Here is a 20,979-nt window from a genome sequence, read left to right as displayed (position 1 = left end):
TACGTTCAACTCCGCTAGCTAAACAGCCCAACCAGCGCCGCACATAACATAGCCGCAACGGCTGTTTGTGGCGTGTGGCTTTCGGCTGCACCGCTAGAGAGCAAATTCACTAATGATTCCAGCATGATGGTCCCCCCAATTTCCGGGCACGATCATACAAAACTCATCGGAACAGTAAAGCGCAAAATAACAGCATTTTGCGCTCAATTAATAACCTTTACACTTCGGGGGAACATTACTCCATACCCAGCTCTTTCAGCTTACGCGTCAGGGTATTACGTCCCCATCCCAACAGGCGAGCGGCTTCCTGCTTATGCCCCTGCGTATGACGAAGCGCGGTAGTTAACAGCGTACGCTCCATCTCTGGCTGAGCTTCAGAAAGCAGGTTTTGATGACCGGAACGCAGGGCGCGGTCGGCCCACTGCGCCAGTAGCGTCGCCCAGCTGTCAGGCAGTGCATGTCCAGTACTGCTCTCTGGCGCGGATGCCTCAAACAACTCTGCCGGTAGATCCTGAATCAACACTTCCTGCCCGGCGGCCATCACGGTCAGCCAGCGGCAGGTGTTTTCCAACTGGCGCACGTTGCCCGGCCACGCCAGACGCGTCAGAGCGGCATCGGTTTCCGGGTGAAGCTGCTTGGCTTCTACGCCCAGCTCACGAGCGGCCACCTGCAGGAAATGACGTGCCAGGCGGGGAATATCTTCCCGACGTTCACGCAGCGGCGGCAGATGAACGCGAATGACGTTCAGACGGTGGAATAAATCCTCACGGAATTTTCCTTCCTGCACGCGTTGCTCCAGGTTCTGGTGAGTCGCGGCGATAATACGCACGTCCACTTTTACCGGCGCATAGCCGCCCACGCGATAAAACTGCCCGTCGGCCAGCACGCGCAACAGGCGGGTCTGGACATCCAGCGGCATATCGCCAATTTCATCCAGGAATAGCGTACCGCCGTCCGCCTGTTCGAAGCGCCCCTGGCGAATGGTATTTGCGCCGGTAAATGCCCCTTTTTCATGGCCGAACAGTTCGGATTCAATCAAATCCTTCGGGATCGCTGCCATATTCAGGGCGATAAACGGGGCTTTTGCCCGCGGGCTGTGGCGATGTAATGCATGTGCCACGAGCTCTTTACCGGTTCCCGATTCACCGTTAATCAATACGCTGATGGACGAGCGGGACAAACGGCCAATAATACGAAACACATCCTGCATCGCCGGCGCTTCGCCGATGATGTCAGTTGTTGGCCCAAAATCGGGTGTGTGGCGAGGCTGTTGCTGTTCCTGATAGTGGCTAATCGCACGTTCAACCAGCGCGACCGCTTCGTCGATATCAAACGGTTTTGGCAGGTAATCGAACGCTCCTTGCTGGTAGGCGCTCACTGCGGCATCAAGATCGGAATGTGCCGTCATTATGATGACCGGAAGCATAGGGTGGCGTTGTTTGATCTGCTTTAAAAGCGCCAGTCCGTCCATTCCCGGCATGCGAATATCCGAAAGCAGAACGTCCGGCGTTTTGGTGGTGAGTGCGTCGAGTACTTCGCTGCCGCTCTCAAACGTCGTGCAGCTTAATCCTGCCCCTGTGAGCGCGCGTTCAAGCACCCAACGGATGGAGCTATCGTCATCGACTACCCAGACTATCCCTCGTTGCATAAACGTCACCTTTATTTTTTAATCGGCAGGAAAACCGAAAACTCGGTGTGTCCCGGCCAACTGTTAAATTCAATTTTTCCAGAGTGTTGATCGATCAAACTGCGTGCAATGGATAAGCCCAGGCCGGTTCCGCCTTCGCGACCACTTACCATCGGGTAGAACAGGGTGTCCTGTAGATGCGATGGAATACCTGGTCCGTTATCCTCAACGTCGATTCGGGCTGCCAGACGATAGCGTACGCCGTGTAACGTGAGCTGGAAGGCGGTGCGGGTACGTAAAATAATCTCGCCCCCTTCCGGCCCCAGAGCCTGCAGGGCATTGCGTACGATATTCAACAGCACCTGCTCAATCTGATCCGGGTCATGCGCCAGTTCCGGCAGGCTTGGGTCGTAATCACGCACCAGCGTGACGTTTTCTGGTAACTCCATCGAAACCAGTTTCACCACCCGCTCAGCCACTTTATGGATGCTTTCTGTGACGTGCATTCCCGGCTGCTGAGGACCGAGAAGACGGTCTACCAGATTGCGCAGACGGTCCGCCTGCTCAATGATGACGTTGGTGTACTCCGCCAGCGCGGGGTCGGGCAGCGCCTTGGTCAGGAGTTGTGCTGCGCCGCGTAATCCCCCCAGCGGGTTTTTGATTTCATGCGCCAGACCTCGCACTAGATCGCGGGCGGCAATTTGCTGGGCATGCTGAAGCTGCTCCTGGCTCAGTCGGCGCTGATTATCCATCGGAGCCATTTCCAGCAGGATCAATCCTTCAGGAAGACGTTGGGCCGTCAGTGACAGAATATGCGAGCGCCCGTCGATAACCAGCGTGACTTCGTTATCCGTAAATCCCTGACCGGCCTGCAAACTTTCCTGCATCAGGCCAATATTCAGCGAAAAATAACTCAGTAATTCCGGAAGCGGGGTGCCAAACAGTTTACGTGCGCTTTGAGCGAGCAGTTGCTGCGCCGCCGGGTTGGCATAATGTACGGCCAGCTCGTCGTCGACCAGCAAGATACTGTTAATCAAAGAATTGAGGATCTGCCCAGCATCGGGCAGCGTGCCAGTTGCCATTCAGCAGTCTCCTGGAGTTGTTTGCACTAATTTAGTGCAGTATAGCTTTTTCGTCGTAAAAAGCGCGCGAGATCAGGTTGTTGGTGGAGAAAAAAGCCCATCCGGAGATGGGCTAAAAGTTTCCACGGCAACTACCCCCGGCGTTTGTCACGCCGGGTAAAACAACTTAATTAAACGCTGTAGTACAGCTCGAACTCAACCGGGTGTGGCGTCATACGCACACGGTCGTTCTCTTCCATACGCAGGGCGATGTAAGCATCGATAGCGTCGTCAGTGAATACGCCACCTGCAGTCAGGAACTCGCGGTCTGCGTCCAGTGCCTGCAGGGCTTCTTCCAGAGAGCCAGCAACCTGTGGGATCTCTTTCGCTTCTTCTGGCGGCAGGTCGTACAGGTTTTTATCCATTGCTTCGCCTGGGTGGATCTTGTTCTTGATACCATCCAGACCAGCCATCAGCAGTGCTGCGAAGCACAGGTATGGGTTAGCCGCTGGGTCCGGGAAGCGCACTTCGATACGACGCGCTTTAGGAGAAGCAACAACCGGGATACGGATAGAAGCAGAACGGTTACGCGCAGAGTAGGCCAGCATTACTGGCGCTTCATAGCCCGGAACCAGACGCTTGTAGGAGTTAGTGGTTGGGTTAGCCAGGGCGTTGATCGCTTTAGCGTGTTTGATTACGCCGCCGATGTAATACAGCGCCTGCTCAGACAGACCAGCATATTTGTCACCAGAGAACAGGTTGGTACCGTTCTTGGATAGAGACATGTGGCAGTGCATACCGGAACCGTTGTCGCCAAACATAGGTTTTGGCATGAAGGTAGCGGTTTTACCGAAACGGTGCGCAACGTTGTGCACAACGTATTTGTAGATCTGAATTTCGTCTGCTTTTTTGGTCATGGTGTTGAAGCGGGTAGCCACTTCGTTCTGACCCGCAGTCGCCACTTCGTGGTGGTGAGCTTCAACTACCAGGCCCATCTCTTCCATCACCAGACACATGGTGGAACGAATGTCCTGTGCTGAGTCGACCGGAGGAACCGGGAAGTAACCGCCTTTAACGCCTGGACGGTGACCTTTGTTACCACCTTCGTATTTGGTGGAAGAGTTCCATGCGCCTTCGATATCGTCGATAGCAACGTGGGAACCAGAAATAGACGCACCGAAACGGATGTCGTCGAACAGGAAGAATTCTGGCTCTGGCCCGAACAGAACAGTGTCTGCGATGCCGGTAGAACGCAGGTATTCTTCAGCGCGTTTCGCGATAGAACGTGGGTCGCGGTCGTAGCCCTGCAGCGTGCCTGGCTCGAGGATGTCGCAACGGATGATCAGGGTTGGTTCTTCGAAGAACGGATCAATGACCGCAGTGGTCGCATCTGGCATCAGAACCATGTCGGATTCGTTAATGCCTTTCCAGCCACCAATGGAGGAGCCGTCAAACATTTTGCCTTCTTCGAAGAATTCGGCGTTTACCTGATGAGCAGGAATTGTGACGTGCTGTTCTTTACCTTTGGTATCGGTGAAGCGCAGATCAACAAACTTCACTTCATGTTCGTTCAGCATCGTCAAAACGTGTTCAGCGGACATACTTAACTCTCCAGATTGGTCATTGTCGTCGTGGTAACGAGGTCTTCAATTTCTGTTTGTACTGGCTGTTGCCATGTATTTTTTATAAAGCGAAATCTGTGCCAACTTTTAAAACACCCCAAAAAGGCGTTATCATGCGCACCATAGTGCAAAAGGGCTGCACCACAATGGATTTGTTGCACCAGTATAGTGCCTCAATGTGAACATCGGGCACTATATTGGTGCAATTTACGTTAAAGTGCCCTTTTACCGCTCCGTGAAAGCGATCACAAAGCATCTCTGCAATACTTGTTTGCGGGGGATGTTTGTGATCCTGTTTTGTAGTGCGATTAATCCGTGTACAATAACGCGCTATTTCTAAATGCCTGAGGCAAAGTTGTGATCGAAAATTTGCGTAACATCGCCATCATCGCGCACGTTGACCATGGTAAAACTACCCTGGTTGATAAGCTGCTGCAGCAATCCGGTACGTTTGATGCGCGTGCCGAAACCCAAGAACGCGTGATGGACTCCAACGATTTGGAGAAAGAGCGTGGGATTACCATCCTCGCGAAAAACACCGCGATTAAATGGAATGACTACCGTATCAACATCGTTGATACCCCAGGGCACGCCGACTTCGGTGGTGAAGTTGAACGTGTAATGTCCATGGTAGACTCCGTTCTGCTGGTCGTTGACGCAATGGATGGCCCAATGCCACAGACGCGCTTCGTGACCAAAAAAGCATTTGCCCATGGTCTGAAGCCAATCGTTGTTATTAACAAAGTTGACCGTCCTGGCGCGCGTCCTGACTGGGTTGTTGACCAGGTATTCGACCTGTTCGTTAACCTCGACGCGACTGACGAGCAGCTGGACTTCCCTATCGTTTACGCTTCTGCGCTGAACGGTATTGCGGGTCTGGATCACGAAGACATGGCTGAAGACATGACCCCGCTGTACCAGGCGATTGTTGACCGTGTTCCTGCGCCAAACGTTGATCTCGACGGCACCCTGCAGATGCAGATCTCTCAGCTCGACTACAACAACTATGTTGGTGTAATCGGCATTGGTCGTATCAAACGCGGTAAAGTGAAGCCTAACCAGCAGGTCACTATCATTGATAGCGAAGGCAAAACCCGTAACGGTAAAGTCGGTAAAGTACTGACTCACCTGGGCCTTGAGCGTATCGAGAGTGACATCGCGGAAGCGGGCGACATCATCGCCATCACCGGTCTGGGTGAACTGAACATCTCCGACACCATCTGCGACCCGCAGAATGTCGAAGCGCTGCCAGCCCTGTCCGTTGATGAACCAACCGTATCCATGTTCTTCAACGTCAACACCTCTCCGTTCTGTGGTAAAGAAGGTAAATTTGTTACCTCTCGTCAGATCCTTGACCGCCTGAACAAAGAGCTGGTGCACAACGTTGCGCTGCGCGTTGAAGAAACCGAAGACGCTGATGCATTCCGCGTTTCTGGTCGTGGTGAGCTGCACCTGTCTGTTCTGATCGAAAACATGCGTCGTGAAGGTTTCGAAATGGCGGTTTCCCGTCCGAAAGTTATCTTCCGCGAAATCGACGGCCGTAAACAAGAGCCGTTCGAAAACGTTACTCTGGACGTTGAAGAGCAGCACCAGGGTTCTGTGATGCAGGCTCTGGGTGAGCGTAAAGGCGACCTGAAAAACATGAATCCAGATGGCAAAGGCCGCGTACGTCTTGACTACGTGATCCCAAGTCGTGGTCTGATCGGCTTCCGTTCAGAATTCATGACCATGACTTCCGGTACTGGTCTGCTGTACTCCACCTTCAGCCACTACGACGATGTTCGTCCGGGCGAAGTTGGCCAGCGTAACAACGGCGTGCTGATCTCCAACGGTCAGGGCAAAGCGGTTGCGTTTGCGCTGTTCGGTCTGCAGGATCGCGGTAAGCTGTTCCTGGGTCACGGTGCTGAAGTTTATGAAGGCCAGATCATCGGTATTCACAGTCGTTCTAACGACCTGACTGTAAACTGCCTGACCGGTAAGAAACTGACCAACATGCGTGCGTCCGGTACTGACGAAGCAACGGTTCTGGTTCCACCGATCAAGATGACCCTGGAGCAGGCTCTGGAATTCATCGATGACGACGAACTGGTAGAAGTGACTCCACAGTCAATTCGTATCCGTAAACGTCACCTGACCGAGAACGATCGTAAACGTGCTATGCGCGGTGCGAAAGAAGAGTAATTCACTCCTCTCTGGTCAACAAAACCCCGTCCTTGTGTCGGGGTTTTTCTTTTTCTACCCTGTGCGTACTTCATAGCCAAAGCCTGTCTTTCCCGCTACAGTTACTTTTCCACGGCGAGCAGGAGATAAACATGCTTTATATCTTTGACTTAGGAAATGTAATCGTCGATATCGATTTTAATCGAGTGCTGGGCGCATGGAGCGATTTTAGCCGTGTCCCACTGGCGACATTGAAGCAGAGTTTCGTGATGAGCGAGACCTTCCATCAACACGAACGCGGTGAGATCAGCGATGAAGAGTTCGCCGAACGTTTCTGCCATGAACTGGATCTGCCGTTAAGCTACGAGCAGTTTTCTCACGGCTGGCAGGCGGTATTTGTGGCGATACGTCCGGAAGTTACCAATATCATGCACAAACTGCGAGAGCAGGGACATCGTGTGGTGGTGTTGTCAAATACCAACCGTCTGCACACCACATTCTGGCCTGAGGAATACCCTGAAGTTAAAGCGGCGGCAGATAAGATCTATCTTTCGCAGGAGATGGGTATGCGTAAACCTGAGGCACGAATTTATCAGGCTGTTCTTCAGGCAGAAGGATATACAGCGGCCGATGCGGTCTTTTTCGACGACAACGTCGATAATATAGAGGGAGCTAACCAGTTGGGTATTACGTCAATTCTGGTGACCGGAAAAGAGACGATACCAAACTACTTTGCGAAGCAGTTATGCTAAAAACCGTTCATCAAAAAGCCACGCATCATACTCGTCCACTGAGAGCCTGGCTAAAATTGCTCTGGCATCGCATTGATGAGGACAACATGACCACACTGGCGGGTAATCTCGCGTACGTGTCGTTGCTCTCATTAGTGCCGCTGGTGGCGGTTATCTTTGCGCTTTTTTCGGCTTTTCCAATGTTTGCGGACGTGAGTCTGCAGCTTCGCCATTTTGTCTTCGCGAATTTTATTCCTGCAACCGGGGATGTCATCCAGAACTACATTGAGCAGTTCGTTGCCAACTCCAACAAGATGACGGCAGTGGGGGCATGCGGTCTTATCGTCACTGCGCTGCTGTTGATGTACGCCATTGATAACGCGCTGAACACCATCTGGCGGAGTAAAAAGGCACGACCAAAGGTGTACTCCTTTGCCGTGTACTGGATGATCCTGACGCTGGGTCCGTTGCTGGCCGGGGCGAGTCTGGCAATCAGTTCATATCTTCTTTCATTACGCTGGGCGAGTGATTTAAACGGCGTTATTGATAATGTACTTCGCATCTTCCCGCTGATCCTGTCGTGGCTTTCATTCTGGCTGCTCTATAGCGTTGTGCCGACCACGCGCGTGCCTAACCGTGATGCCGTTGTTGGCGCGCTGGTGGCCGCGGTGCTGTTTGAACTGGGTAAAAAAGGATTCGCCCTCTACATCACCATGTTTCCGTCCTATCAGCTGATTTACGGCGTGCTGGCGGTGATCCCGATTTTGTTTGTCTGGGTCTACTGGACCTGGTGTATCGTCTTGCTTGGTGCCGAAATAACTGTCACTCTCGGTGTCTATCGCGAACTCAAAAAAGCAGCAGCAGCTGAAAAACAACAAGAAGCAGACCAACCATGATTGCATTGATACAGCGCGTAACCCGTGCCAGCGTCACCGTGGAGGGAGAGGTGACGGGTGAAATTGGCCCAGGACTTTTGGTGTTGTTAGGTGTCGAAAAGGATGATGACGAACAAAAAGCCAACCGCTTGTGCGAGCGTGTGTTGGGCTACCGTATTTTCAGTGATGCGGAAGGTAAGATGAACCTTAACGTTCAGCAGGCGGGTGGCAGCGTGCTGGTGGTTTCCCAGTTCACGCTGGCGGCGGATACCGAGCGCGGCATGCGTCCGAGTTTTTCTAAAGGTGCCGCACCTGATCGTGCTGAAGAACTTTATGAGTATTTTGTTGAGCGCTGTCGCCAGCAGGAAATGAATACGCAAACCGGACGATTCGCTGCGGATATGCAGGTTTCGCTGGTGAACGATGGCCCCGTCACATTCTGGCTCCAGGTATGAGCCAACTGGCGGCGTGGCCGCGGGTAACAAGAGAGAGTACAGCTATGTATCACCTTCGAGTACCGCAAACGGAAGAAGAGTTAGAAGCCTATTACCAGTTCCGCTGGGAAATGCTGCGCAAGCCATTACATCAGCCAAAAGGGTCTGAACGCGATGCCTGGGACGCGATGGCCCACCATCAGATGGTGATGGATGAAGAGGGCAACCTCGTTGCCGTCGGGCGTTTGTATATCAACGCCGATAACGAAGCGTCTATTCGCTTTATGGCGGTTCATCCTTCCGTGCAGGACAAAGGCCTGGGGACGCTGATGGCGATGACCCTGGAATCTGTGGCCCGACAGGAAGGCGTTAAGCGCGTCACCTGTAGTGCCCGCGAAGATGCCGTAGAGTTCTTCGCCAAACTCGGTTTTGTTAATCAGGGGGAAATAACGACCCCGCAAACCACACCCATTCGTCACTTTTTGATGATTAAACCCATCGCCACGCTGGATGATATTCTGCATCGTGCCGACTGGTGCGGGCAGCTACAGCAAGCCTGGTATCAGCACATCCCGCTGAGTGAAAAAATGGGTGTGCGTATCCAGCAGTACACCGGGCAAAAATTCATCACCACGATGCCGGAAATCGGCAATCAAAACCCGCACCACACCCTGTTTGCCGGAAGTCTGTTCTCGCTGGCTACATTGACCGGCTGGGGGCTTATCTGGCTGATGCTGCGTGAGCGCCATCTGGGGGGGACGATCATTCTTGCCGACGCCCATATCCGCTATAGCGCACCGATCAGCGGTAAACCGAGCGCCGTGGCTGATCTGGGTTCATTGGGGGGCGACCTCGACCGCCTGGCCCGAGGTCGCAAAGCCCGCGTACAAATGCAGGTTGAATTGTTTGGTGACAAAACATCTGGCGCGGTGTTTGAAGGCACCTATATTGTTCTTCCGGCGAAGCCATTCGGCGCGTATGAAGAGGGTGGGAACGAAGAGGAATAATCCCTTCGTTGTTATCGCCTGGCTGAGCTAATCCGCCAGGCGATGTCCCGTATAACGTCTTGTGCCGACTGGCTGATGCCACCGAGTTGAAAGAAGCCATGGATAACGCCCAGCCAGCGCTGAGCGCTACACTTCACACCCTGCTCAGTCAGATGCTGGAACAACATTTCTCCCTCATCACACAGCGGATCGTACTCGGCGGTAACAATGTGCACAGGCGGAAGACCGTTAAAATCATCGCGCCACAGCGGGCTGGCTTCCGGATGCTGAAGGTCAGTCTCTGCGAGATACATTTCATACCCGCTGAGCAGGGTATCGCGGGTAATGACGTAATCCTGGCCATTAAGGGTATAGCTTTCAAAACTGGCTGTGGCATCAAGCATGGGATAAATCAGGATGAGCTGTGCTGGATTCCACAGGCCTTTATCTTTGAGCCGCAGTGATGTCACCAGCGCAAGATGTCCACCTGCACTGTCGCCGCAAAGGGTGATTCGGTTTTTATCCACACCCAGTTTGTCTGCATTCTGCCAGACAAGGTCTGCAGCGCGTTCTGCGTCGTCATGTGCAGCGGGGAATTGATGCTCGGGTGCCAGTCTGTACTGAACCGCAATCACCCGGCAGTTACCGTAAAATGCCAGCTGGCGGAGCTGCTTATCATGCGTATCAAACCCACCGCTGATAAAACATCCGCCATGATAGTAGATGGCAGCAGGTAATAATTCAGACGCATTGAGAGGTGAAAACACCCGAATGGTAAGGCCCTCAAGAACAAACGTCTCTATCTGGACGCGCGTTTCTGTCTCCCCGGCAAGACCTGCGCTGAGAACATACCCTGCTCGTCGTAGCTCAATTGTCTGGCGACGTGATGAGGGGCGACCTGCTGCGATAAACCCTTGAACCAGCCGTTCAATACCCTTTTCCAGTGCCATGAAAATGCCCTCTAACTGTATAGATATACAGCTTTATAGCCTGGTTTAATTCAAAAGAAAACAAGAATGTTGTTGAGGACAGCAATCTGGAAAGCGCCTCGCAAATGGAAGGTAAACTATTGGCTGGGACTTTAACGCTACTGAGAGAAAGCGTATGTTGTCTTGAAAATAGACAATAATGATATACTGAGGTGATATATGAGTTTACTCGCGGAGCTTAACATGGGCAGAATTCTGATCGATTTGTCGGATGACGTTATTCAACGTCTCGATAACCTCAAACAGTTGCGTAACCAACCTCGTGCCGAATTACTGCGTGAAGCAATTGAGCAGTTTCTCGATCAGCAAAGCTCATCCGTTATCCGTGATGCGCTTGGTCTGTGGGGGAACCAGCAAGAAGACGGATTAGAGTATGAACGCAAGCTGCGTGAGGAGTGGTAGCTATGGAACACATGGCGGTTTTTGATACCAATATCCTGATCGACCTTTTCAACAATCGCGTCGAAGCAGCAAATACGATCGAAAACACAGCATCTCACCGGTCAATCAGTCTAATTACATGGATGGAAGTCATGGTGGGGGCACGCAAACATGGCCACGAAGCGAAAACAGCGGCGGTAATGGGGGCATTTGAGATTATCGATGTAACCCGAGAGATCGCTGAAAGAAGCGTCGTGCTCCGTGAGAAACATGGCATGAAACTGCCGGATGCCATTATTTTAGCGACTGCCCAAAGCAGAAATTGCCCGTTAATCACCCGGAATACCAAAGACTTTCAGGGCATTCCCGGGGTTGTTTCACCGTACCAGCTGTAGGCCGGGCAAGCATGCGCCGCCCGGCACTGTCACAGGGAATTATTCCCCTTCACCCGGGAACAGGAACGGGTTGATCGAGCTCCGGGCAAAGCCCTCCTGCTCCATCTTTGCGTCCAGAATCAGCGAGGCGAGATCGTCGGCCACCGCTTCGACTTTCGGGTCTTTTTCCTGATACAGAATCTTCAGGTAAGTGCCGCAGTCACCGCAGCTTTCGGCTTTCACTGCCGCGTCTTCATTTTCCAGCGACCAGTAGTTGAGATCGCGGGTCTGTTCACAGTTGCTGCACTTCACGCGCACCACATGCCATTCGGTTTCACACAGGTTGCAGTGCAGGTAGCGCAGCCCCTGAGTGGTACCAATCTGCACCATACTGGAGACTGGCATAGAGCCGCATACCGGGCAAAACTGGCGTGCTTCGCCATATTCTGCACGGGCTTTACCGGGGATCAGGCTCGCCATTTGCGCCCAGTACAGTGACAGCGCAGCCCAGATGAATGGGGCTTTATCACTGCTGACCAGCGTAAAATCAGAAGCAAACAGCGCACTCGCCATCTCTTCCAGCTCCTGATCGGAAGCTTTTTCCAGGTTTTCGATAACGGCCAGCGCGGTGCCGCTCATCTCTGGCTTCAGCTCGGCAATCAGCGAATGCAGCAGCTTATGCCAGTGTTTATCGCGCGGCAGCACGTGAATATCCAGCGGTGGTTTGCCTTGCTCACTGGCTTCTTTGATGCGCGCAGTCAGGTCCATTTGCAGTGGGTGGTCGTACAGCACCACTTCCTGCGCGTGGGCAATCAACGCGGCAAAGCGCAAAAAATCGCCCAGCGGGTTGCTCTCTGCCAGCTCGCGCAGACGCTCTGCGCGGCGGTTGTAGAGGTTCTTGAGTCTGGGGAATAACAACGGCGGAATATATTCCGCCGTGCGTTTCTCGCTCGACCCCAGCTCATCTTGCGGGATTATGCGAATACTCATTCAGATGACTTTTCCTGTTTCTGGCGAACTTCACGGTACCAGCGCGGGTGATGTTTCTTCGCCCACGTATTGGTTACCCATCCTTCCACCATCGCGGTAATGGTGCCTTTCACCCAAAGGGCGGCGTAAATATGCACCATGATAACCACAATTAACGCCACTGCGGCAAATGAATGCAGCATCAGCGCGAATCGGATCACCGGGATTGAGAAAGCAGGCGCAAAGTACGGACGCCAGATGATCACGCCGCTGACCAGCAACAGGACCAGGAAGATAATCGCCGCCCAGAATACGCATTTCTGGCCGAAGTTATAACGCCCGGTATCACCCACTTCCTCGTTGACGACAATCTTACGAATATTCTTCGCCCAAAAGATATCATCCCGATTGATTAGGTTATGGTGCCAGTAGCGGAAGAACATGATGATGAACGACGCGAACATGATGACGCCAACAAACGGGTGCAGTATACGCGCCAGTTGTGGTGTCCCCATGATCTGCATCAGCCAGTTGAAGGACGGGAAAAAGAACCCCAGCCCGCTTATTGCCGCCAGCATGAAGCAGAAGGCGGTGACCCAATGGTTGATACGTTCCGGCGCGGTATAGCGCACGATGGTGTCACGTTTTCTCATTTGCGCACCTCGTCTTTCTCTTCATGCAGGTTGTCATCTTCCTCTTCCGCGCGGTTCGGGCCGACACCAACGTAGTGGAAAATGCTCGCTGCGAAGGTAGCAGCAAAACCAACCGCTGCCAGTGGTTTCCAGATGCCTTTCCAGAACTTCACGGTGGCGCTGATTTCCGGGTTTTCCGGCAGGCCGTGATACAGATTCGGCTTGTCGGCGTGGTGCAGCACATACATCACGTGCGTACCGCCAACCCCGGCCGGATCGTACAATCCTGCGTTGTCGTAACCACGGGTTTTCAGCTCGCCTACGCGCTCTGCCGCCAGCGTTTTCATATCCTCTTTCGAACCAAAGTGGATAGCACCAGTCGGGCAGGTCTTCACGCAAGCCGGTTCCTGGCCGACGTTTACACGGTCAACACACAGCGTACATTTGTAGACGCGGTTGTCTTCCGGGTTCAGGCGCGGCACGTCGAACGGACAGCCGGCAATGCAGTAGCCGCAGCCAATACACTGCTCAGACTGGAAGTCGACGATACCATTGGCATACTGAATGATAGCCCCTTCTGACGGGCACGCCTTCAGGCAGCCCGGATCCGCACAGTGCATACAGCCGTCTTTGCGGATAAGCCATTCCAGTTTGTCGTTCTGCTCCACTTCGGAGAAGCGCATCACCGTCCAGGACTTGGCGGTCAGGTCAGCCGGGTTGTCATAGACCCCGACGTTGTGACCCACTTCGTCACGGATGTCGTTCCACTCTGAACAGGCCACCTGGCAGGCTTTACAGCCGATACAGGTGGTCACGTCGATAAGCTTCGCCACTTCCTGCTGGTGGTCCCGCGCCTGAGGCGCGGGCGTGAAACCGTTAGTCGCGGAACGACGGATAATGTCCTGAGATTGATAAGCCATAAGTCGTCTCCGTTACACCTTTTCCACGTTCACGAGGAAGGCCTTAAACTCCGGCGTCTGCGTGTTCGCATCGCCGACGAATGGCGTCAGAGTGTTCGCAATGAACCCTTTCTTCGCCACGCCCTCATAACCCCAGTGAATTGGAATACCGATGGTATCCACCTGCTGACCGTGAACGTTGAGCGTGCGAATACGCTTGGTCACCACCGCCTTGGCTTTGATATAACCGCGGTTAGAGGAGACTTTCACGGTATCGCCATGAGCAATGCCGAGCTTGTTCGCCAGTTTTTCACCAATCTCCACAAACTGTTCCGGTTGCGCGATGGCGTTAAGCAGCGCGTGCTTGGTCCAGTAGTGGAAATGCTCAGTCAGACGGTAAGTGGTGCCCACGTACGGGAACTTGTCCTTTTTACCCAGCGCTTCAAAATCGCCCTTGAAGATACGGGCTGCCGGGTTAGAGACCACGTTCGGGTGCAGCGGGTTGGTGCCCAGCGGCGTCTCAAACGGCTCGTAGTGTTCCGGGAACGGCCCTTCCGCCATCTTATCGATAGCAAACAAACGTCCCATCCCTTCAGGCTGCATGATAAACGGCCCGACATCGCTGCCTGGTGCAGCAGTGCTGTAGTCCGGAATATCTACACCGCCCCATTTCGCACCGTCCCACTTCAGAAGCTGACGCTTCGGATCCCACGGGTTGCCCTGCGGGTCAGCGGAGGCGCGGTTATAGAGAATGCGACGGTTCAGCGGCCATGCCCATGCCCAACCCAGCGTATTGCCAAGGCCCGATGGGTCGGCGTTGTCGCGGTTGGCCATCTGGTTGCCTTTCGGCGTCCAGCTACCGGCAAAGATCCAGCAACCACTTGAGGTGGTGCCGTCATCACGCAGGTGCGCGAAGGTGCTGAGCTGATCGCCTTTCTTCGCCAGCACGGTACCGGTGGCCGGGTCGATAACATCCGCCAGCGCTTTACCGTTGCTTTCCATTGCTACTTCTTCCGGCGCTGGATTTTCCGGCGTCGAGTAGTTCCAGCTCATGTTCAGAACGGGTTCCGGGTTCGCGCCGCCTTCAGCCGCATACATCTTACGCAGGCGTAAGAAGATACCTGCCAGGATCTCGCCGTCGTTCATGGCGATGCCCGGGGCGTCCGCGCCTTTCCAGTGCCACTGCAGCCAGCGTCCGGAGTTAACGATAGAACCGTTCTCTTCCGCGAAGCAGGTCGATGGCAGACGGAACACTTCGGTCTGAATCTTCGATGGATCGACATCGTTCGATTCACCATGGTTCTGCCAGAAGGTCGAGGTTTCGGTATTAAGCGGGTCAATCGTCACCAGGAATTTCAGTTTCGACAGCGACTCAACAACCTTGTTCTTGTTCGGGAACGAGGCAACCGGGTTAAAGCCCTGGCACAGATAGCCGTTCACTTTGCCCTGGTGCATCATCTCGAAATACTGCAGAACGTCGTAACCTTTGTCCCACTTCGGCAGCCAGTCAAAGCCCCAGCTGTTTTCCGCTGTCGCTTTGTCTCCGAAGAAGGCTTTCATCATTGAGACGAAGAACTTCGGATAGTTGCCCCAGTAGTTCACCTGGCCTTCAAGCAGCGGTTTAGGTGTGCTGGCCGTCAGGTAGGTTTGCAGGTCAGGCTGTTTCTCGCTTGGCAGGCTCATATAGCCTGGCAGGCTTTGAGACAGAAGACCCAGGTCGGTCAGACCCTGAATGTTGGAGTGACCACGCAGGGCGTTCACGCCGCCGCCTGCCATCCCCATGTTGCCGAGCAGTAGCTGAACCATCGCCATGGTACGGATGTTCTGCGCACCGATAGAGTGTTGCGTCCAGCCGAGTGCATACAGGAACGATGCAGTTTTATCTTTCGCGCTGGTTTCGGCGATCAACTCGCAGACTTTCAGGAAGTCCGCTTTCGGCGTACCGCAGATGTTTTCGACAACGTCCGGCGTATAACGGGAAACGTGCTCTTTCAGCAGGTTCCATACGCATCGCGGATGTTGCAGCGTGGTGTCGCGTTTCGCAAAGCCTTTCTCATCCAGCTCGTAGTTCCAGCTGGTTTTGTCGTATTTGCGTTTTTCGGCGTCGTAACCGCTGAACAGGCCATCTTCGAAGTGGTAATCCTCACGCACGATCAGGCTGGCGTTGGTATAGGCTTCGGTGTATTCGCGGTTATATTTTTCGTTGGTCATCAGGTACAGCAATACGCCTGACAGGAAAGTGATGTCAGTACCTGAACGAATAGGGGTGTAGAAATCCGCCACTGACGCAGTACGCGTAAAGCGGGGATCGATAACAATCAATTTTGCGCCGTTGTGGATTTTGGCTTCCATCGCCCAGCGGAACCCGACAGGGTGCGCTTCAGCGGCGTTACCGCCCATCACCACAATGAGGTTGGCGTTCTTGATGTCGACCCAGTGGTTGGTCATCGCACCGCGACCAAATGTTGGAGCAAGACTTGCTACCGTTGGTCCGTGTCAGACACGCGCCTGGTTGTCGACCGCGAGCATACCGAGTGCACGCGTAAATTTCTGGGTTAAATAACCGGTTTCGTTGCTGGAAGCAGAGGCACACAGCATCCCGGTGGAGAGCCAGCGGTTGACCGTGACGCCGTCGGCGTTCTTCTCAACAAAGTTAGCATCGCGATCTTCTTTAATATGTTTTGCGATGCGGTCAAACGCTTCTTCCCAGCTAATTTGCTGCCATTTGTCGGAGCCAGGCGCGCGATATTCAGGGAATTTGAGGCGGCTTTCGGAGTGGATAAAGTCCACCAGACCGGCCCCTTTCGGGCACAACGCGCCGCGGTTGACCGGATGATCCGGGTCGCCTTCGATATGGAAAATAGACGCTTTGGCGTTTTTAGCACCGTCGCCGAGGCTATACATCAACAGCCCGCAACCGACAGAGCAGTACGTACAGGTATTACGGGTTTCACGGGTGCGCAGCAGTTTGTACTGCCGCGTTTCCGCCAGCGCTACGCCAGGCGCAAAGCCCAGTGCCGCTGCCGTGGTGCCTGCCATACCGCCAGCGCAGATCTTAAAGAACTGCCTTCTGCTGACCTGCATGGGTCACTCCTTGTTTCGACATTGCTTATATATGGTGTTTTGACTTCGCGGCTAAAGAATGACCGCAAAGGAGAAAAATTTGCGTTAATCCCTCAATTCCACGAGGGATATCATAAGAATACCACAATGTCGGTATGCCTGTTCTCATGGCGTTAAAACAAAGTGAACGTATTATCACCTTGCTGATTATAAAGTGTGATACTGATCACGCTGGAAGCTCGACATGTTAAAGCCGTGTAGCGGGTGTCGGGTTGCACCCCTCCGAAATGAGTAGGAGAATGGTTGTTGAAAAGTTGATCCATACTATGCGTAAGACCTGCGGTTTATGTTGCAATAGCAGGCTCACCTTCGTGGTTGTTCAGGAATACCGCTGTGTCTAAACAAAACCGTGCTCCTCACTCGTCGTCATTGCCTGCGGGCATTGTGGAATTGTCGGTGCACAGGCCGCCCCACATCACTCACGCCACGCCCGATTTTCTGGCCGAGGAAGTTCCCGTTGCTCTGGTTTACAACGGTATTTCGCATGTGGTGATGATGGCCTCGCCGAAAGATCTTGAGCTGTTCGCCATTGGTTTTTCTCTCTCGGAAGGCATTATTGAACACCCGCAGGAGATCTACGGCATGGACGTGGTTCAGGCCTGCAATGGCCTTGAAGTGCAAATTGAACTCTCGAGCCGCCGCTTTATGGGGCTGAAAGAGCGTCGACGTGCGCTGGCCGGGCGCACCGGTTGCGGTGTCTGCGGCGTTGAGCAACTCAACGATATCGGTAAGCCTGTTACGCCTCTGCCGTTTACTCAGACCTTTAATCTGGCGTATCTCGACCATGCGCTTGAACATCTCAACGACGTTCAGCCCATTGGTCAACTGAGCGGCTGTACACACGCTGCAGCCTGGGTGCTGCCATCTGGTGACATTGCTGGTGGGCATGAGGATGTGGGTCGCCATGTGGCGCTGGATAAGCTGCTCGGTCGACGTGCGCGTGAAAACGACGTCTGGCAGCAAGGTGCTGCGCTGGTGTCCAGTCGGGCCAGCTACGAGATGGTGCAGAAATCCGCGATGTGTGGAGTCGAAATTCTGTTTGCCGTGTCGGCGGCGACCACGCTGGCAGTGGAAGTGGCCGAGCGCTGTAACCTGACACTGGTAGGGTTCTGCAAGCCGGGAAAAGCGACGATTTATACTCATCCTCAGCGCTTAATTGTTGATCAGTAATTTTGAATGATATTAGCAAATCCTTCCGCTTTTAGTTGTTGGTGATGAGGTCTAGTATTTATCTCATCAAGGCACAACGCCTTACCTAAACAACTTAACGAAAGGGTTTAAATCATGAAAAGCATCAAAACTTTTGTCGCTGTAATCGCTCTGGCTGCTTCTTTCGGTTCTTTCGCAGCACAGACTGTGACCGCAACTGCCTCTACCATTGACGGCGCAGAAGCAAAAATCGCTGCACAGGCTCAGGACGCTGGCGCGTCATCTTACAAAATTACTCAGGCATTCTCTGGTAATCGCGTACATATGACGGCTGAACTGAACAAATAATTCCGCTTTACCGTCGAAAGAGCGCCCCCGGGGCGCTTTTTTATTGGATCCCCGCCAGGCGCAGCAGCGCCGTTACCACTGCCGCCGCAACGATCACCACAATTAACGGCATTTTGCGCCAGGCCAGAAATACGGCAAACGACACGCCCAGAACGCGCGCCATACCTGCAAAATGTTCCCCTTCATAAAAGGTTGTCGCCAGCGCCACGGAAAAGAGTAAAACCGTTGCCGCGTCAGAAAGCAGCGACTGTGAACGCTCCGACAGTGCCAGCCTGCTGCCGAGCTTTGCGCCACCCAGACGCATCAGATATGTCCCTGCCGATAAGATGGCGATACCCAGAATAAAGAATGTCATGTTTCCCATTATTTTTTCCTCGCCGCCAGGCCCAGTAAAGACAGCAGAACCGGCAAACCGACCGGAGCAAACGGCACGGCGGCCAGCGACAACACTGCGCCGCTGCAGGCACGGATCAGCGTGGTACGGTTTTTAAAAGCAGGAACCACTAACGCCAGTAAAATGGCCGGGAACACCGCATCCAGCCCGATGGTTTCTGGGTCAGGCAGAAGTTTACCGACCATGGCCCCCAGCAGCGCGCCCAGTGGCCAGATAATCGCCACACCTAAACCACATAACCAGTAGGCGGCTTTACGCTGTTCGGGCGTTTTTTGCGACAGGCCGAACACCACGCTTTCATCGTTCATGATGTGACAGCCCAAAAAACTCAAACCACGTTTGCCGACCAGTTCACGTACCGTGACGCCAAACGGCACATGGCGGGCGTTCACCAGCAACCCGGCAGCCGCAGCCGCCAGAGGGTTACCTCCGCTCGCGACAATGCCGATAAACATAAATTCGGACGCTCCCGCGAGTACGGTAATGGAAAGCACAAACGGTACCCAGACAGGAAAACCGTAGGCTATCGCCAGCGAGCCGTATGACATCCCGACCACACCAACGGCGAGACAAACCAGGATGATTGCTTTTATCGTGTCGCCTTTGAGGCAAGAGAGATGATGCTTCATACAATTTTAGCCATATCGAACGTGTATCCATTATAATGAACGCAACAGAACAGCTTTTCAAGACGAACGATTCGTTCGATTTATAGAACAAGAGGCCGTTATATGACGCAGCCAATTAGCGTAATCGCCAAAAGTCTGGTGCGAGAACGCCAGCGAACCGGACTTTCACTGGCGGAAATTGCCCGCCGTGCCGGGATCGCTAAATCCACCCTGTCCCAGCTGGAGTCTGGCAATGGCAACCCGAGTCTGGAGACGTTGTGGTCGCTTTGCGTGGCGCTGGATATTCCTTTCGCCCGTTTACTCGAGCCACAACAACCGACCACGCAGGTGATTCGCCGCGGTGAAGGGACCAAAGTGGTCGCCGGGCAGGCTAACTATGAAGCCATTTTACTGGCGGCGTGTCCACCGGGTGCGCGCCGCGATGTTTACCTTCTGATGACTCAACCGGGTGCAGACCGACTCTCGCAGCCGCATCCGCCTGGCTCGGTAGAGCATATTATCGTGACACAGGGGCGGGCACTGGTCGGCCTGATTGACGCGGCGGAAGAGCTGAATGCGGGGGATTACATCTGCTATCCCGCTGATCGTCCGCACATCTTTAAAGCCCTGGAGCCAGACACGTATGCGCTGCTGGTGGCGGAACAGAATTAAACTGCCGGGCAATTTCGTGTTAACTCAATGATAAAAATAACAATTTCTCCATTACTCAAAATCAAATAACCTTATAAAAATTACGGCATTGATAATCATTTTCAATATCATTTAATTAACTATAATGAACCAACTGCTTACGCGGCATTAACAGCTGTGCCGCCCGACACTAATGGAGAGGATTATGAGTTATACACTGCCATCCCTGCCGTATGCCTACGACGCACTGGAACCGCATTTCGACAAGCAGACGATGGAAATCCATCACACTAAACACCACCAGACCTATGTGAACAACGCGAATGCGGCGCTGGAAAGCCTGCCAGAGTTCGCTAACCTGTCTGCTGAAGAGCTGATCACCAAACTGGATCAACTGCCAGCGGACAAGAAAACCGTTCTGCGTAACAACGCAGGTGGTCATGCGAACCACAGCCTGTTCTGGAAAGGCCTGAAAACCGGTACTACCCTGCAGGGTGACCTGAAAGCGGCGATCGAGCGTGATTTCGGTTCCGTTGACAACTTCAAAGCGGAATTCGAAAAAGCGGCTGCAACGCGTTTCGGTTCTGGCTGGGCGTGGCTGGTACTGAAAGGTGACAAACTGGCGGTAGTTTCAACGGCCAACCAGGATTCCCCGCTGATGGGTGAGGCAATTTCTGGTGCTTCCGGTTTCCCAATCGTGGGCCTGGATGTATGGGAACATGCTTACTACCTGAAATTCCAGAACCGTCGCCCGGACTACATCAAAGCGTTCTGGGACGTTGTTAACTGGGACGAAGCAGCCGCACGTTTTGCTGCTAAAAAATAATCCCTGATCGCGACATTACCCGTTAATTCTTATATGAAGCCTGGTTAATTTCACCAGGCTTTTTTCAAACTTTTTTCCTCGCAACACATCAGATTATTTTTACTTAAATTCTAATTAAGAAAATATCAGCATCTGAGATT

General features: G+C 53.4%; 22 protein-coding genes. 11 read left to right on the top strand and 11 right to left on the bottom strand.

Translation table 11 applies throughout. The features are described from left to right. Window positions 1–14 precede the first annotated feature (14 nt). From V6E55_RS13540 to glnA, 4 genes are all read right to left on the bottom strand, one after another. Window positions 15–125, bottom strand: a complete 111-nt coding sequence (locus V6E55_RS13540; RefSeq protein ID WP_049008129.1) for a YshB family small membrane protein — start codon at window positions 123–125, stop codon at window positions 15–17. 110 nt (window positions 126–235) lie between these two features. Then, complete coding sequence (glnG, locus tag V6E55_RS13535) at window positions 236–1,648, bottom strand: nitrogen regulation protein NR(I) (protein WP_114980043.1); 1,413 nt, start codon at window positions 1,646–1,648, stop codon at window positions 236–238. Window positions 1,649–1,659: 11 nt separating this feature from the next. Further along, the gene (gene glnL / locus V6E55_RS13530; RefSeq protein WP_129994701.1) at window positions 1,660–2,709 is read right to left on the bottom strand and encodes a nitrogen regulation protein NR(II); all 1,050 of its coding nucleotides are present in this window, start codon (window positions 2,707–2,709) and stop codon (window positions 1,660–1,662) included. A gap of 170 nt (window positions 2,710–2,879) precedes the next feature. Further along, a complete protein-coding gene (gene glnA / locus V6E55_RS13525; RefSeq protein WP_023309763.1) occupies window positions 2,880–4,289 on the bottom strand; it encodes a glutamate--ammonia ligase in 1,410 nt (469 codons plus the stop codon). A gap of 378 nt (window positions 4,290–4,667) precedes the next feature. Between glnA and typA the strand changes: the two genes are divergently transcribed. From typA to fabY, 5 genes are all read left to right on the top strand, one after another. Continuing rightward, entirely contained in the window at window positions 4,668–6,491 is a 1,824-nt protein-coding gene (typA, locus tag V6E55_RS13520) for a ribosome-dependent GTPase TypA (RefSeq protein WP_047624623.1), read from the top strand. A 131-nt stretch (window positions 6,492–6,622) separates the two neighbouring features. After that, window positions 6,623–7,222 (top strand): glucose-1-phosphatase, encoded by a 600-nt coding sequence (yihX, locus tag V6E55_RS13515; protein ID WP_114980042.1) that lies wholly within the window; start codon window positions 6,623–6,625, stop codon window positions 7,220–7,222. Continuing rightward, complete coding sequence (locus V6E55_RS13510; protein ID WP_114980041.1) at window positions 7,216–8,097, top strand: virulence factor BrkB family protein; 882 nt, start codon at window positions 7,216–7,218, stop codon at window positions 8,095–8,097. The genes yihX and V6E55_RS13510 overlap by 7 nt, the downstream gene beginning before the upstream one ends. After that, complete coding sequence (dtd, locus tag V6E55_RS13505; RefSeq protein ID WP_047345532.1) at window positions 8,094–8,531, top strand: D-aminoacyl-tRNA deacylase; 438 nt, start codon at window positions 8,094–8,096, stop codon at window positions 8,529–8,531. Before V6E55_RS13510 ends, dtd begins: the two co-directional genes overlap by 4 nt. A gap of 44 nt (window positions 8,532–8,575) precedes the next feature. Continuing rightward, window positions 8,576–9,517, top strand: a complete 942-nt coding sequence (fabY, locus tag V6E55_RS13500) for a fatty acid biosynthesis protein FabY (RefSeq protein WP_028018144.1) — start codon at window positions 8,576–8,578, stop codon at window positions 9,515–9,517. A gap of 11 nt (window positions 9,518–9,528) precedes the next feature. Here the strand turns inward: fabY and V6E55_RS13495 are convergent, their stop codons facing one another. Further along, window positions 9,529–10,446 carry an alpha/beta hydrolase gene (locus tag V6E55_RS13495; RefSeq protein WP_114980040.1) on the bottom strand — a complete coding sequence of 306 codons (918 nt, stop codon included), beginning with the start codon at window positions 10,444–10,446 and terminating at the stop codon, window positions 9,529–9,531. Between the two features lie 198 nt (window positions 10,447–10,644). On the opposite strand from V6E55_RS13495, the gene V6E55_RS13490 reads away from it, so the two are divergent. Together V6E55_RS13490 and V6E55_RS13485 are read left to right on the top strand one after the other, a co-directional pair. Then, window positions 10,645–10,887: a ribbon-helix-helix protein, CopG family gene (locus V6E55_RS13490; protein ID WP_114980039.1), complete on the top strand. Its 243-nt coding sequence runs from the start codon at window positions 10,645–10,647 to the stop codon at window positions 10,885–10,887. 2 nt (window positions 10,888–10,889) lie between these two features. Then, window positions 10,890–11,261, top strand: a complete 372-nt coding sequence (locus V6E55_RS13485; RefSeq protein ID WP_237996082.1) for a type II toxin-antitoxin system VapC family toxin — start codon at window positions 10,890–10,892, stop codon at window positions 11,259–11,261. Between the two features lie 39 nt (window positions 11,262–11,300). Here the strand turns inward: V6E55_RS13485 and fdhE are convergent, their stop codons facing one another. Genes fdhE through fdnG form a run of 4 tightly spaced genes read right to left on the bottom strand, consistent with a single transcriptional unit; the run spans window position 11,301 to window position 16,824 of the window. Continuing rightward, entirely contained in the window at window positions 11,301–12,230 is a 930-nt protein-coding gene (fdhE, locus tag V6E55_RS13480) for a formate dehydrogenase accessory protein FdhE (RefSeq protein ID WP_114980037.1), read from the bottom strand. After that, the gene (gene fdoI, locus V6E55_RS13475) at window positions 12,227–12,862 is read right to left on the bottom strand and encodes a formate dehydrogenase cytochrome b556 subunit (protein WP_114980036.1); all 636 of its coding nucleotides are present in this window, start codon (window positions 12,860–12,862) and stop codon (window positions 12,227–12,229) included. Before fdoI ends, fdhE begins: the two co-directional genes overlap by 4 nt. Continuing rightward, a complete protein-coding gene (gene fdxH, locus V6E55_RS13470; RefSeq protein ID WP_014072386.1) occupies window positions 12,859–13,761 on the bottom strand; it encodes a formate dehydrogenase subunit beta in 903 nt (300 codons plus the stop codon). Before fdxH ends, fdoI begins: the two co-directional genes overlap by 4 nt. A gap of 12 nt (window positions 13,762–13,773) precedes the next feature. After that, entirely contained in the window at window positions 13,774–16,824 is a 3,051-nt protein-coding gene (fdnG, locus tag V6E55_RS13465; RefSeq protein WP_147279814.1) for a formate dehydrogenase-N subunit alpha, read from the bottom strand. 372 nt (window positions 16,825–17,196) lie between these two features. Between fdnG and fdhD the strand changes: the two genes are divergently transcribed. Both fdhD and V6E55_RS13455 read left to right on the top strand, forming a co-directional pair. Then, window positions 17,197–18,033: a formate dehydrogenase accessory sulfurtransferase FdhD gene (fdhD, locus tag V6E55_RS13460; RefSeq protein WP_316943054.1), complete on the top strand. Its 837-nt coding sequence runs from the start codon at window positions 17,197–17,199 to the stop codon at window positions 18,031–18,033. 114 nt (window positions 18,034–18,147) lie between these two features. Next, on the top strand, window positions 18,148–18,360 hold the full coding sequence (locus tag V6E55_RS13455; RefSeq protein ID WP_114980033.1) for a DUF1471 domain-containing protein: 213 nt from the start codon (window positions 18,148–18,150) through the stop codon (window positions 18,358–18,360). A gap of 40 nt (window positions 18,361–18,400) precedes the next feature. Here the strand turns inward: V6E55_RS13455 and V6E55_RS13450 are convergent, their stop codons facing one another. After that, on the bottom strand, window positions 18,401–18,724 hold the full coding sequence (locus tag V6E55_RS13450) for an AzlD domain-containing protein (protein WP_129994708.1): 324 nt from the start codon (window positions 18,722–18,724) through the stop codon (window positions 18,401–18,403). Beyond that, the gene (locus V6E55_RS13445) at window positions 18,724–19,383 is read right to left on the bottom strand and encodes an AzlC family ABC transporter permease (RefSeq protein WP_129994709.1); all 660 of its coding nucleotides are present in this window, start codon (window positions 19,381–19,383) and stop codon (window positions 18,724–18,726) included. Before V6E55_RS13445 ends, V6E55_RS13450 begins: the two co-directional genes overlap by 1 nt. A 102-nt stretch (window positions 19,384–19,485) precedes the next feature. On the opposite strand from V6E55_RS13445, the gene V6E55_RS13440 reads away from it, so the two are divergent. Both V6E55_RS13440 and sodA read left to right on the top strand, forming a co-directional pair. Then, window positions 19,486–20,034: a helix-turn-helix domain-containing protein gene (locus tag V6E55_RS13440; RefSeq protein WP_049004916.1), complete on the top strand. Its 549-nt coding sequence runs from the start codon at window positions 19,486–19,488 to the stop codon at window positions 20,032–20,034. Window positions 20,035–20,218: 184 nt separating this feature from the next. Beyond that, window positions 20,219–20,839 (top strand): superoxide dismutase [Mn], encoded by a 621-nt coding sequence (gene sodA / locus V6E55_RS13435; protein ID WP_010436906.1) that lies wholly within the window; start codon window positions 20,219–20,221, stop codon window positions 20,837–20,839. Window positions 20,840–20,979: the final 140 nt, after the last annotated feature.

This window comes from Enterobacter sp. 342, from assembly GCF_036663495.1.
GTDB lineage: Bacteria > Pseudomonadota > Gammaproteobacteria > Enterobacterales > Enterobacteriaceae > Enterobacter.
This window is presented reverse-complemented; position numbering and strand designations above follow the sequence as displayed.

Excerpts from the sequence above, each read along its gene's own strand:
- fdhE (WP_114980037.1), bottom strand. The coding sequence starts at position 12,230 with ATGAGTATTCGCATAATCCCGCAAGATGAGCTGGGGTCGAGCGAGAAA.
- V6E55_RS13540 (WP_049008129.1), bottom strand. The coding sequence starts at position 125 with ATGCTGGAATCATTAGTGAATTTGCTCTCTAGCGGTGCAGCCGAAAGC.
- fabY (WP_028018144.1), top strand. The coding sequence starts at position 8,576 with ATGTATCACCTTCGAGTACCGCAAACGGAAGAAGAGTTAGAAGCCTAT.
- yihX (WP_114980042.1), top strand. The coding sequence starts at position 6,623 with ATGCTTTATATCTTTGACTTAGGAAATGTAATCGTCGATATCGATTTT.
- V6E55_RS13440 (WP_049004916.1), top strand. The coding sequence starts at position 19,486 with ATGACGCAGCCAATTAGCGTAATCGCCAAAAGTCTGGTGCGAGAACGC.
- fdxH (WP_014072386.1), bottom strand. The coding sequence starts at position 13,761 with ATGGCTTATCAATCTCAGGACATTATCCGTCGTTCCGCGACTAACGGT.
- glnL (WP_129994701.1), bottom strand. The coding sequence starts at position 2,709 with ATGGCAACTGGCACGCTGCCCGATGCTGGGCAGATCCTCAATTCTTTG.
- V6E55_RS13455 (WP_114980033.1), top strand. The coding sequence starts at position 18,148 with ATGAAAAGCATCAAAACTTTTGTCGCTGTAATCGCTCTGGCTGCTTCT.
- fdoI (WP_114980036.1), bottom strand. The coding sequence starts at position 12,862 with ATGAGAAAACGTGACACCATCGTGCGCTATACCGCGCCGGAACGTATC.
- V6E55_RS13450 (WP_129994708.1), bottom strand. The coding sequence starts at position 18,724 with ATGGGAAACATGACATTCTTTATTCTGGGTATCGCCATCTTATCGGCA.
- V6E55_RS13495 (WP_114980040.1), bottom strand. The coding sequence starts at position 10,446 with ATGGCACTGGAAAAGGGTATTGAACGGCTGGTTCAAGGGTTTATCGCA.
- V6E55_RS13510 (WP_114980041.1), top strand. The coding sequence starts at position 7,216 with ATGCTAAAAACCGTTCATCAAAAAGCCACGCATCATACTCGTCCACTG.
- dtd (WP_047345532.1), top strand. The coding sequence starts at position 8,094 with ATGATTGCATTGATACAGCGCGTAACCCGTGCCAGCGTCACCGTGGAG.
- glnG (WP_114980043.1), bottom strand. The coding sequence starts at position 1,648 with ATGCAACGAGGGATAGTCTGGGTAGTCGATGACGATAGCTCCATCCGT.
- sodA (WP_010436906.1), top strand. The coding sequence starts at position 20,219 with ATGAGTTATACACTGCCATCCCTGCCGTATGCCTACGACGCACTGGAA.
- glnA (WP_023309763.1), bottom strand. The coding sequence starts at position 4,289 with ATGTCCGCTGAACACGTTTTGACGATGCTGAACGAACATGAAGTGAAG.
- V6E55_RS13445 (WP_129994709.1), bottom strand. The coding sequence starts at position 19,383 with ATGAAGCATCATCTCTCTTGCCTCAAAGGCGACACGATAAAAGCAATC.
- V6E55_RS13485 (WP_237996082.1), top strand. The coding sequence starts at position 10,890 with ATGGAACACATGGCGGTTTTTGATACCAATATCCTGATCGACCTTTTC.
- V6E55_RS13490 (WP_114980039.1), top strand. The coding sequence starts at position 10,645 with ATGAGTTTACTCGCGGAGCTTAACATGGGCAGAATTCTGATCGATTTG.